Origin of the sequence: Asanoa siamensis, assembly GCF_016862555.1 — a bacterium.
Classification (GTDB): domain Bacteria; phylum Actinomycetota; class Actinomycetes; order Mycobacteriales; family Micromonosporaceae; genus Asanoa; species Asanoa siamensis.
Map to the genome: position 1 here is coordinate 19,435 of NZ_BONE01000090.1, position 11,574 is coordinate 31,008.

General features: G+C 66.5%; 8 protein-coding genes and 1 pseudogene. 7 read left to right on the plus strand and 2 right to left on the minus strand.

The window, feature by feature from the left end:
• The first annotated feature begins 445 nt into the window (after nucleotides 1-445).
• A complete protein-coding gene (locus Asi02nite_RS34880) occupies nucleotides 446-1,492 on the plus strand; it encodes an erythromycin esterase family protein (RefSeq protein ID WP_203718299.1) in 1,047 nt (348 codons plus the stop codon).
• Between the two features lie 59 nt (nucleotides 1,493-1,551).
• On the opposite strand, the gene Asi02nite_RS34885 is transcribed toward Asi02nite_RS34880, so the two are convergent.
• Nucleotides 1,552-2,214, minus strand: a complete 663-nt coding sequence (locus tag Asi02nite_RS34885) for a TetR/AcrR family transcriptional regulator (RefSeq protein ID WP_203718300.1) — start codon at nucleotides 2,212-2,214, stop codon at nucleotides 1,552-1,554.
• A 228-nt stretch (nucleotides 2,215-2,442) separates the two neighbouring features.
• Between Asi02nite_RS34885 and Asi02nite_RS34890 the strand changes: the two genes are divergently transcribed.
• From Asi02nite_RS34890 to Asi02nite_RS34900, 4 genes and pseudogenes are all read left to right on the plus strand, one after another.
• Entirely contained in the window at nucleotides 2,443-5,247 is a 2,805-nt protein-coding gene (locus Asi02nite_RS34890; RefSeq protein WP_203718301.1) for an AfsR/SARP family transcriptional regulator, read from the plus strand.
• A 32-nt stretch (nucleotides 5,248-5,279) separates the two neighbouring features.
• Nucleotides 5,280-5,756: pseudogene (locus Asi02nite_RS42025) on the plus strand (GNAT family N-acetyltransferase); the annotation flags it as partial.
• Nucleotides 5,757-5,837: 81 nt separating this feature from the next.
• Complete coding sequence (locus tag Asi02nite_RS42030) at nucleotides 5,838-6,533, plus strand: DUF899 domain-containing protein (protein ID WP_373312382.1); 696 nt, start codon at nucleotides 5,838-5,840, stop codon at nucleotides 6,531-6,533.
• Between the two features lie 25 nt (nucleotides 6,534-6,558).
• Nucleotides 6,559-7,119, plus strand: coding sequence for a GNAT family N-acetyltransferase (locus Asi02nite_RS34900; protein ID WP_203718303.1), 561 nt, complete (start codon nucleotides 6,559-6,561; stop codon nucleotides 7,117-7,119).
• Nucleotides 7,120-7,192: 73 nt separating this feature from the next.
• Here Asi02nite_RS34900 and Asi02nite_RS34905 read toward each other — a convergent pair whose 3' ends face one another.
• Nucleotides 7,193-9,604, minus strand: coding sequence for a penicillin-binding protein (locus Asi02nite_RS34905; RefSeq protein WP_203718304.1), 2,412 nt, complete (start codon nucleotides 9,602-9,604; stop codon nucleotides 7,193-7,195).
• Nucleotides 9,605-9,745: 141 nt separating this feature from the next.
• Between Asi02nite_RS34905 and bla the strand changes: the two genes are divergently transcribed.
• Both bla and Asi02nite_RS34915 read left to right on the plus strand, forming a co-directional pair.
• Nucleotides 9,746-10,672 (plus strand): class A beta-lactamase, encoded by a 927-nt coding sequence (gene bla / locus Asi02nite_RS34910; RefSeq protein WP_203718305.1) that lies wholly within the window; start codon nucleotides 9,746-9,748, stop codon nucleotides 10,670-10,672.
• A gap of 334 nt (nucleotides 10,673-11,006) precedes the next feature.
• Nucleotides 11,007-11,574, plus strand: a 568-nt coding sequence (locus Asi02nite_RS34915) for a peptidoglycan recognition protein family protein (protein WP_203718306.1), incomplete at its 3' end; no start/stop codon positions are given.

Sequence of the window (11,574 nt, forward strand, 5' to 3'; positions counted from 1 at the left end):
ATCAGATGTTCGTGGCGGTCACATACGACGCACGACGTACTCTGTCGCGCCGATTCGCGAACGTGACCCGCGACCGCACAGGTGCACGCGTACGTCAGGTTACGTACGAGGAATGTCGTTGGTGTGCGGATTCCCGGGGATCGAGGGTGCGGTGGAATTCGGGTATCAGATTTTTCGACGGGTTAGGAGTTGTGTGGTGTTGCGGCGTGGGTATCGGGGTTTGGCTGTTGTGGTGGTGGCGGCGGGGTTGTTGGGGGTGGGTGCGTCTTCGGCTGTGGCGGGGTCGCGTGGTTCGTTGGATGGGTATTTGGAACGGGCGGCGGTGGAGTCCGGTTCGGGTCGGGATCTAGCGCGGTTGGGTGCGCTCACGCGGGGCGCGACGGTGGTGGGGTTGGGGGAGACCGCTCACGGGATCGCGGAGTTGACCGATCAGAAGAGTCGGGCGGTGCGGTATCTGGTTGCGGAGCGGGGTTTCCGGACGTTGGCGTGGGAGGACGACTGGACGTTGGGTGTCCAGATCAACGACTACATCCACGGGCGTCGCGGTGACCGGGACGCGTTGGTCGGGCAGATGAGCCGGGAGGCGCGGACCGAGCAGGTCGCGTCGCTGCTGTCGTGGTTGCGGGAGTACAACCGCACCCATCGGGAGAAGGTGACCTTCGTCGGCGCGGAGTATTTCGCGACGCGTCCGTTGGCCTACCACGCGGTCCGCGACTACGTCGCGCGGCGGGCCCCGCAGCACCTGCCCGCGGTCAACGCGTACCTGGAGCAGATCTGCCCACCGGACGACAACATGGGCGAGTACCTGGACTTCTACCGGAACGTGGATGACCAGACGCCCTACCTGCGGGCCGCGAACGCGTTGTTCGACCTCGTCGACAACCTGGACCACCGCCCGGCAGACCGTGACTACGCACTGGTCCTGCACCACGCCCGCCAGATCCGCTCGTTCTACACCGCGTTCAGCATCCCCGAGGACGAAGTCCTGGCCTACCGCGACGCCCGCGCCGCGGAGAACCTGCGCTGGTGGCAGCAGTACAGCAGCGACCGGGTCATCTACTGGGCCGCCGCGGCACACACCACCACCGCACCCGAGGTGACCATCAACATCGGACCGAACCCGGCAGCCCGGTTCGCACCCGTCGGCTCCTACCTCGACCGCTGGTACACACACCGCTACATCACCATCGGATACACCTTCGACCAAGGCACCATGTTCGTCCCACCGGCCCAGCAGGCCACCCTGCCCCCCGCCCTACCCAACTGGTTCGAAGCACCCCTGGCCCAGGTCAGCCACGACAGCTTCTACCTCGACCTGACCCGCCCCACCCCCCGACCAGCCCGCGACTGGCTCACACAACCCACCGTGACCCGCGGCCTACCCGAAGCCGGCACCACATCCACCATCACCGGCGGCACACCCCAACACTGGTACGACGCCCTCCACCACACTCAGAACGTCACCGCCTCCACACCCCTGACCAACCGATAACAAACCCACCAACCACCCACAGCGCCGCGGCTCGGCCAACCACCGAGCCGCGGCGCACCTCACCGGTCGAGGGCCGCATCGACGATGCCGGCCGCGATGTCGCACACCAGGTCAGCGCTGACGTGTTCGGGTGGGCTGGTCACCAGGGTGAACAAAGCCCCGCCGTAGAGAGTCAGCATCATCGGCACCGCACGCTTGGGAATGTCAAGACCGAGGCTTGCGTGGTGGCTGGTGGTGACGGCGACTGATCGTTCGAACAACGTGGTCATCGCCACGGCGACCGCTGGCCGACGCAGGCTTTCCATGCGTAGCTCGAAGATCGCAATATATCGGACTCTGTGGATTGTCGCCGCGTCCAGCAGCGAGTGGGCAATCAGGTCCGTGGCTTGCTGCCGCTTTGAACGCGCTGCCGGTCGGTGCTCGATCGCCGCCGCCTCCATGTCGGCGTAGTGCAGGTCGCCCAGTCGCTCGGCGGCGGCTACCAGAAGCGCCTCGCGGCTCCGGAAGTAGTTGGAGGCCGTGCCCGCTGGCAGGCCGGCTCGCTTCTCAACAGCACGGTGAGTAACGCCATGCACACCCGCCTCAGCGAGTAGCGCAAGGGCGGCATCGGCCAGGTCAGCCCTGCGCCGAGAGTTCAGTGGCGGCACCCCGCCATCGTATGCCACCATGCGTAGCACGACGATCGTAGTTAACTGAGGGTGACCAATGAGCGTAGTGATCATGGAGAAAACCTCGCTCGACGCGAACGCGCGACCGGCTTCGGCATCGCACGCAAGAGACGGGCGCGCCGACAGCGCGCAGGCATGGCTCCAGGAAGGGGAGGGCCGCGCCGAGCGAGTCGACGGGACACAAGCAAGAGACCATGTCGCGCATGCCGCCGTTGCGGTGCCGGAAACGCTTGCGGCACCGTTTCAGGCTCCCCGCCACGTGGTTGCTGGAAATGGGGCAACATGGCGCGCGTTCAGTTCAAGCTGCTAGGGCCGCTCGAGGTACGAGTCGACGATCAGCTGCTGCAGATCGGGTCCCCGAAGCACCGCATCCTGTTGGCCTCGTTGCTGCTGGAACCCGGCCGAACGGTCGGAACTGCGGAACTGATCGAGGCGATTTGGGGCGCGGCCCCACCGGACAACCAGCGTTCGGCGCTGCAGGTGTGCGTAGCACGCACGCGGGCGCTCCTGGAGAAGACCCTCGGTTCGTCACTCATCAGCACTGAACGCGATGGTTATCGCATCGACGTCGACCCTGACACAGTCGATGTCCAAGTGTTCCAGGCCTGGCTCTCGCAGGCGAGACAGCGGGCAGCGGCGTCGGACGACGATGGCGAGGCGCGGGCGCTCGCCCAGGCACTCACGCTATGGCGAGGCGAGGCGCTCGCGGACATCCCGTCTGACGCTTTGCACGCCCAGTGCGGCCAAATGCTCATTGAGCACCGGCTCCGGGCTGCCGAACGGCAGATCGACCTTCAGCTGCGGGCGGGCCGACACGTCGATGTCGTCAGCGAGCTCACCACCCTGGCCGCCAGGAACCCTCTGCGGGAGAAGCTCTGGCTTCAGCTGATGACGGCTTTGGACCGGTGCGGCCGCCGGGCAGAGGCGTTGACGACCTTCCACACCGCCCGCCGGCGCCTCGCGGACGAGATCGGCATTCAACCCGGCGATGACCTTCAACAGCTCTACCTACGCATCCTTCGCGGAGGCAGCGGACCCTCCGAAGGTGGGCCCAGCGCGCCGCCTGTGCCACGGCAACTACCCACTGAGGTGACCGGCTTCGCTGGACGGGCGATGCACCTTCGGCAGCTGAACGGGGTACTCGAGAGGCACGAGCGCGACCTGACCGACCGCTCAACGGTTCTCATCCTCAATGGAATGGCAGGCGTCGGAAAAACGGCGCTGGCGGCTCACTGGGCGCGATCCGTAGCTGATCACTTTCCCGACGGCCAGCTCTGGCTCAACCTGCGGGGATACGACTACCGCGACGCTCTCGCTCCCCAGCAGGCGCTGACCTTCGTCCTACGTTCGCTGGGGGTGCCAGGGGCCAAGCTGCCGCCCGACCTGGAGGGTCAGGCTGCCCTCTACCGAACGATCACCGATGGTCGACGCCTTCTCATTGTTCTGGACAATGCCGCAGCGTCCGACCAAATTCGTTCGCTGCTGCCGGGAGGCGTGGGCCACTTCGTGCTCGTCACGGGGCGGAACGAGTTCTCCGGACTGGTCGTCGGTGAGGGGGCGACCACCGTCGGGCTGGAGCTCTTCACAACCGATGAGGCGCGACAGATGCTCCGATCGCGAATCGGCCACCGTAAGATCGCGGCGGAGCTCGACGTGGCAGACCGCGTCATCGAACGGTGCGGCCGGCTCCCCCTCGCACTGGCGATCGCGGCGGCCCGTGCGGTCGCCCGCCCCGCTTTCCCGCTCAGCGTTCTGGAGCGGCAGCTCGCCGATACGCCTAACGACCTCGACGCTTTCAGCGGTCCGGACATCGACACCGATGTCCGGGCAGTGTTCTCCTGGTCGTACAGAAGGCTGGCGGCTCCAGCCGCTCGATTGTTCCGCCTCCTGGGCCTGCATCCCGCCGCGGACGTGTCCACCGCCGCGGCGGCGAGCCTGGCCGGACTGACCGCACAACAGGTCCGACCGCTGTTGGAAACACTCGCGGCGGCTCATCTCGTCGTGGAGCATCAACCTGAACGGTTCGTGCTCCACGACCTCCTGCAGGCGTACGGTCAGGAGCTGGCACTGGCACTTGAACCTCCTGCCGAGCGGGCTGCCGCACAACGCCGGCTACTCGAGTGGATGACGCGCAGCGCGTTCATGGGAAGACCATTGCTTCAGCCGAGCGAGTCACAAGTCGAACTACCGACGGTGAGCGACGGCGTCGAGCCCGTGCGCTTCACCGGGGAACGCGACGCTCGCGAGTGGTTCGAAGCAGAGCGGCGCGTTCTCGTCGGTGGTGTGCATCTTGCGGAGACGACAGGCTCCGACGACCTCTGCTGGCGCCTGGCCTACGCCATCTGGGTACACCTGCAGCTCACCGGGGCCTGGGACGACCTCTTCACCACACATCAAGCTGGACTACGGGCAGCGGAACGGATCGGCGACCAACTCGGCCTCATCCACATGCACAGCGGGGTGGGCAATATCCAGCGTGTCACAGGACAGAGCCGCGAGGCCATCCGGACACACCGGGCGGCGCTCACCATTGCCCGCGCCACGGCTGAGGAGCTGAGCATCGCCATGGTGCTGAACAACCTCGGTGCCGCCCATCGAGACGCCGGAGACCTCGATCAGGCCCTTACGTGCTTCCGTGAGTCGTGCCGGCTGCAGGAGGGAAACGGGCGGCGGGGCAACCTGGCGATCACCCGATACCAGATCGGACTGACGCTGACCGCCGCTGGCCGGATCGCCGAGGCGATCCCGGCGCTTTCAAGGGCCCGACGGGCGTTCCAGGGCCTTGGCCATCGACGCGCCGATGCCCGGACGGCGCAGGCACTGGCCGCCGCATACGAGCTTGTCGAGCAGTATCACGAGGCGGCCAGACATCACGGGAGCGCCGCTGCGGTCTATCGCGACCTGGGCGACCGCTGTTACGAAGCCGCGGCGCTCACCCAGCTCGGTCATGCCTACCGACGCAGCGGCCAGAACGAACGATGTCGTGACGCGTGGCAGCGTGCCCGGGCCATCTACGAAGAGCTCGGCTCGCACGAAGCCCACGTCGTTGGTGTCCACTTGGAACACGTTCAGAAGGATGCCGCGTGATGTCGCATCAGCACGTCATACATGGAGGCCAGATGAAATCTCTCGAACTCGGCGGGACGCGACTGGGTACGCTCGAAAGCCGGCACGCCCCGGCTTTCGCAACGTTCGTCGATACGCATCGCGCGGACTTCATCGAATTCTGCCCATGGGCCGACTTCGTGCGGGACGAAGCGACGGCACAGGATTTTCTAGCGACGTACGCACGCGGGAAGGCAGGCGACGCCGGCGGGATCTATGGGCTATGGCAGGGCGAGGATCTCGTTGGCGGGGCCTATCTCAATGTCTTTGACGCGGCCTCGTCGACAGCGGAGGTCGTTGTGTGGCTGGCCCGCCACGCGCGCGGTCATGGCCTGGCGAGCAGAACCGTCGCGAAGATGATCGAATGGGCTCGCGACCAGCATGGCATCCATCGGATCGAATGGCGATGCGCGCCGGACGACGTCGCTGGCACCGCGGTCGCTCGACGGCTCGGGTTCCGACTCGAGGGAACCCTACGCGACGCCCGCGTGCACCGGGACCGGCGTGAGGACCTCCAGGTGTGGGCGCTGTTGACTGAGGATGGTTGCCGGGAGTTCGGCCAGGACGTGGCCGTGGGCCAGCACGGAGAGCTTCCGCGCGAGGTGGAACGTTCCGAGTGGCTACGTGCCAGCGAGGAACTTCTCCTGCACGAGAAAGCACTGACAAGGATGAAGGATCGAGTCAGTGCCCGTCGTCGGCGGCTCCCGATGGTGCGGATCGACGCGAGCTACGCGTTCGAGTCGGAGGGCGGCACCGTCTCGCTCCTGGATCTGTTCGAGGGCCGTCGGCAGCTGATCGTGCAGCACTTCATGTTCGGCTCCGACTGGACCGAAGGCTGCAGCGGCTGTTCGATGATGGCGGACCACATCGGCCCGCTCTCGCACCTGCACGCGCGAGACACGTCCTTCACCCTGGTGTCGAGGGCTCCCTTGCGCAGTCTGCTGGGCTTCCGGCAGCGCATGGGGTGGCGCCTGCCGTGGGTCTCGTCCGGCCACAGCACGTTCAACGAGGACTTCGGCGCCACTGTCGACGGTGCGGAACGCCAAGGGATCAGCGTCTTCCTCCGCGACGGGAAGCAGATTTTCCACACCTGGAGCACGTACGCTCGCGGAGAGGAGCCCTTCATGGTGGTGTTCGACCTGTTGGACCTGACGCCGTTCGGCCGCCAGGAGAACTGGGAGGACTCCCCGTCCGGCCGACCGCAAACCGAGCCCTACGAATGGATCCGCCTGCACGACTCCTACGCACTGGCTGACGCGCCGAAATGAGGCGGATCACGATGTTGCTCAAGCCATGTTCGTGACCAGTGTGGAGCGTGCGACGGTGGCCGACCGTCGCCCGGTGATCGATACCGTCGTCGCCGCCTTCGACCAGGATCCGGCTTTCCGGTTCTTTTTCCAGGATCCGACGACCCGCGATCTGGAAGCGACGGTCTTCGCCGGCCATCTCTTCGACCAACGGGTCGAACACGGCACGGTATGGGTGGCCGGCGGCGGTCGTTCGGTCGCGATGTGGGACGCCCCGGACGCCCGCCCGGACGAGAGTCCAACCCTGGCCGTCTCCGACGAGGCGCGCGCCCGGCTCGCGGACTACCACCGAACACTCGGTGCCTTGCTGCCGCGCGACGAGCCAATCTGGTACCTCTGCACGTTGGCTACTCATCCGTCGTTCGCTGGCCGTCGACTCGGCCGCGAGGTCATGTTGCCGGGGCTCGAGGCGGCGGCCGCGGACGGCCTGCCCGCCTACCTGGAAACGACAACTGAAGCCAATGTGGGGCTGTACGAGCGGGCCGGCTGGCGGGTCACCGCCTACACGCATCTTTCTGACCTCCCCATTTGGGTGCTCACTCGGTAGTCGGATGCCGGCAGAGGCCGCAGCGGGGGTGCGAAAGGGGGACCGGTGACGGTCCCCCTTTCGCGTGCCGGTGTCAGGAAGGACGCTGATTTGTCGTGGTGTCCGCGGATCCGTTGCTGATGCGGAGCGTGATCACAGCGCCTTTGACACCGCGTCGGCTCGGCTCGGTGGAGGCGACCGATCCAGCCGGGCACCGCGAGGGGACTTCGAGCGGGTCGACCTTGACGTTGAAGCCCTCCGCTTCGAGTGTGGACCTCGCGGAGCCGGCCGACCGGCACTCCACGTCCGGGATCGACCGCTGGTTGCCGTAGCTGGTCTTGCGGGATGGAGCTGGGAAGTCCTTCTTCGGCTTCCCCTTCATCGCATCGGCGAGCGTCTCGTACACAGCCGGGTTGATGATGTTGTGGTCCATGTTCACGCGGGTCTCGGGCCAGTCCGGGTCGGCCATGATTCCGGCGACGGCCAGGCTGGTCGTCGTGACGACCAGCGAGGCGGTCCTGTCACTGTCCGTCGTGCCCGTTTTTCCGGCGACCGGGTGTCCCACCACGCCGTGTACGCCGCCCGCGGTGGCGCCCCGGCACTCGTTGGACGCGGACTGGTCGCCGACCGGACACCGTGCGATGTCGATGGCGCCGCGGGCGACCTCGTTGCTCACCGCCCGGTCGCACCTCGGTTCACCGACGTCGAGCTCAGCACCCGAGTGGTCGACGATCTGGACAACTGGCGTCGGCTGGCAGTGCTTGCCGTCGGCGGCCAGGGTGGCGTACGCGTTGGCCAGGTCCAGCGGCGTGGTGGCCGAGACGCCGAGGGTGAATGAGCCCCATCTGTCGGCGGCTTCCTTGTCGGCGGCGTGACTCGCCTCCGACGGGGCGCGGAAACGGATACCGAGCGCCTTGGCGGCCTGGATCGTGTTGTACGCGCCCGCCTGTTCCTGAAGCGGCACGAAGTAGGTGTTGACCGAGCGCCCGAATCCGCTCCACATGTCGTGCCGCCCTGCCATGCTCGGGTTGTCGTTGCTGGGGCAGTAACGGGGGATGTCCGCGCAGCTGCCGGGCTCGCCACGCGGCGCGTAGTAGCCGGATCGGTAGACCTTGGGTGCGTTGATCTCGGTGGCTAGCGGCATACCCTTCTGCAGGGCCGCCACCGCGGAGAAGATTTTGAAGGTCGAGCCGGCCTGATAGCCGTGGACACCGCCACCGCCGGTGATCAGCGGGTTTGTGGTCACGGGATAGGTGCCGCGCACGCCGCGCCGCGCTTCGGCCGGGTTGCTGTGTGGCTTGTTCCGCGGTCTGCCCGCGTCGTCGATGCCGAAGATCCGGTTGGTCGCCAGCGCCCGGACGCGCCCGGTGCCTGGCTCGACGGCCGCCACCATCAGCGCCTCCTTGCGGTTGACACTGAGCTCCTGGGTCACGTTCGTCTGCGCTGCCTTCTGCACGCGCGCATCGAGGGAGGTGACGACGCGGTATCCGCCACTCTTGAGCCGCCGCTCCCGGTCGTACGTGGTGGCGCCGAACGTCTCCTGCTCGAGCCACCAGCGCCGCAGGTAGTCGCAGAAGAAGCCCCAGTCGTTGGGCTTGACGGCGGTACAACCGTTGTTGGGCGCCTTGCCGACCAACATGAGCGGTTGGGCCTTGGCGGCGCTCGCCTGCGCGGCGCTCACCGCGCCGGTCTTGACCATCTGGTCGAGCACCCAGTTACGCCGCTCGAGGGTCTGTTCGAGCAATGTCGGATCGAGCGGGTCGTAGGTGCTGGGGGCGCGGATGACTCCCGCGAGCATGGCCGCCTCGGAGAGACTGAGCTTGTCGGGTGTCTTGCCGAAGTAGTACGTCGAGGCCGCGTAGATGCCGTACGTGCTGTGGCCGAACGGCGCCAGGTTGAGATACCGCTCCAGCACACCGTCCTTGCCCAGCTCCTTGTCGAGGGCGAGGGCCTGCCGGCTTTCTTTGATCTTGCGGTTGGTGCTCTTCTCCGTCGCTTCAACCACCTGCTGCGGGTCGGTGGCCGAGTACGTCGTGAGCATCCGTACGAGTTGCATGACCAGGGTTGAGCCGCCCTGTCTTTCACCGGAGGCCTTGTTCACGACGATCGCGCGCGCGATGCCGCGTAGGTCGACGCCGTTGTGCTCGTAGAAGGACTGGTCTTCGGCAGCGACCAGCGCCGCCGGAACGCTCGGCGCGATCGCCGAGAGGGGCACGTCCCTGCGGTTCTCGTCGAAGAAGTTGGCCAGCGGCGTTTTGCCGTCGCTCGCGAACACCTGCGTGGCCTGCGGCGCCTGCGCGATTGTGTAACCGCTGGGCAGCTCGTCGAACGTGACCGCGCCCGCCTTGGCAAACAGCCCGGACGCGGCGGCAAGTGGAAACGCGGCGGCCGCCACGATTACCCCGGCCAGGACGCCGTTCGCCACCAGCGTGGCGAGTTGGCGGAAGAGCCGTGTCTTAGGCCTGACCGAGCGGTCCTGGCGGTAGCGCTTGAGGCGGTCTCGCATGGCCCTCAGCGTCCAACAGTCGGCCTTCAAACCGGTGTCATGCCTGCTCAAGGCGCTGAGTACCGGTTGGCGGCAAGCTATCGTTCAGCGCAGGACCACGCTCGGGTCCGCTGTGCGTCTCGACGGAGATTTGGGTAGCCGATGACTTCAGGGCCCTTGCGGACCACGATCGCGGCCGTTGTCGTGCTCGCAGCCGGCGCTCTCGGCGCGTGTTCTCCTGCCAACACGCTCGACGCCAGGCCATCGAGTACGCCGTCGAACAGCGCGGTGCCTTCGTCGACATCCGTGCCGTATCCAGATTTCGCCCGACTTGAAGCCGATTTCGACGCACGCCTTGGCGTCTTCGCCATCGACACCGGCACCGGTCGCACGGTGGAGAGTCGCGCGGATGAGCGCTTCGCCTATGCGTCCACTGTCAAAGCCCTCATTAGCGCAGCGGTACTGGCTAAGACGTCCACTGCCGAGCTCGAACGGACGGTGCGCTACAGCGAGGCCGACCTGGTGATGCACTCGCCGATCACCGAGCGGCACGTCTCGACGGGAATGACCTTGCGCGAGCTGGGCGATGCAGCCGTCAGACACAGTGACAACACCGCTGCCAACCTTCTGCTCGATCGTCTTGGCGGCCCGGGTGGCCTCGAGCGTGCGTTGCGCGACCTTGGCGACCAGGTCACAGACCCTGCGCGCATCGAGCCCGACCTCAACGAAGCCCGGCCGGGCGATCGCCGCGACACGAGCACGGCCCGAGCTCTCGCGACGGACCTGCGAGCGTACGTACTCGGAAGCGCCCTCTCTTCGCCTGACCGTATGATCCTGACCCAGTGGCTCCGGAGAAACACGACTGGGGACACGCTGATCCGCGCTGCTGTCCCGGCCGACTGGCAGGTCGGCGACAAAACCGGTTCCGGTGGCTACGGCACCCGCAACGACATCGCTGTCGTCTGGCCACCGACTGGTGCGCCGATCGTCCTCGCCCTGCTCTCCAGCCGCGACGAGAAGAACGCACCCTCCGACGACCAACTGATCGCGCGGGCGGCAGAGCTGACTATCGAGGCTCTCCGGAGGTAGGCCAGCGCCACGCAACAGGTGGCTTCAGCTCGACCGCGCCGGTTCCTGCCTGTAACCGGCATGAATGCGTTCTCTGGAAACCTTGCGTCGCACTTGTCCTACCTCTTGTGCCAGACGGCGGACCCTACGCCGCTGCCACCGACCAAGGAGACGTTGTGACAATGAAGAGCTGGCCCGACTGGGCCAGGGCTGGCGGTATGCGCCGACGGTCTGTGTTGGCTATCCCCGCGGCAGCGGCCGTGGCAGTCATTTCCACGGGAACGCCCGCCGCGGCCAAGGCGTCGTCGTCAGTAGGCGCCATCGAGTGCGTGGCCGATCTGCTGGAGGCACGCTGATGGCCACCATTCCCTGGTTGGCAGATGTCCTCCGGTCGGCCGGAGTACGAGTGGTCGAGCAAGGAGACTGGCGCAACCGGATGGTCTCCGGCTCGTTCAATCCGATTGGAGTGCTGTGGCACCACACAGCGTTCAACTCCGGCGCGAGCAACCCGCATCCGGCCCTGAACACCGTCATCAACGGCCGGCCAGATCTGCGAGGACCGCTGTGTCACGCCCTTGTGGACTACAACGGTGTGTTCCATCTGATCTCGGCGGGCCGCGCCAACCACGCCGGTGTGAGCCGCGGCAGTGGCCCTATCCCTGCCGGGGATGGAAACACGATGCTTATCGGCTGGGAGATCGACTACAACGGCGTCTCGCAGCGCATGACTGCCGCGCAGTACAGTGCCTCGGTCGCCGCGACTGCTGCGGTGTTGCGCAGGCTCGGCCGTAACTCCAGCTTCGCCCGCGGGCACCTGGAGACGAGCACGACCGGGAAAATCGACCCGGCATTTATAGACTTGAATGTCATGCGCGCTGACGTTGCGCGGAAGATGGTTTCGCAAGGTCGGGATACGGTTGGTT

Coding starts and splice junctions, on each gene's coding strand:
- Asi02nite_RS34885 (WP_203718300.1), bottom strand. CDS start 2,214: ATGATCACTACGCTCATTGGTCACCCTCAGTTAACTACGATCGTCGTG.
- Asi02nite_RS34890 (WP_203718301.1), top strand. CDS start 2,443: ATGGCGCGCGTTCAGTTCAAGCTGCTAGGGCCGCTCGAGGTACGAGTC.
- Asi02nite_RS34900 (WP_203718303.1), top strand. CDS start 6,559: ATGTTCGTGACCAGTGTGGAGCGTGCGACGGTGGCCGACCGTCGCCCG.
- Asi02nite_RS34905 (WP_203718304.1), bottom strand. CDS start 9,604: ATGCGAGACCGCCTCAAGCGCTACCGCCAGGACCGCTCGGTCAGGCCT.
- bla (WP_203718305.1), top strand. CDS start 9,746: ATGACTTCAGGGCCCTTGCGGACCACGATCGCGGCCGTTGTCGTGCTC.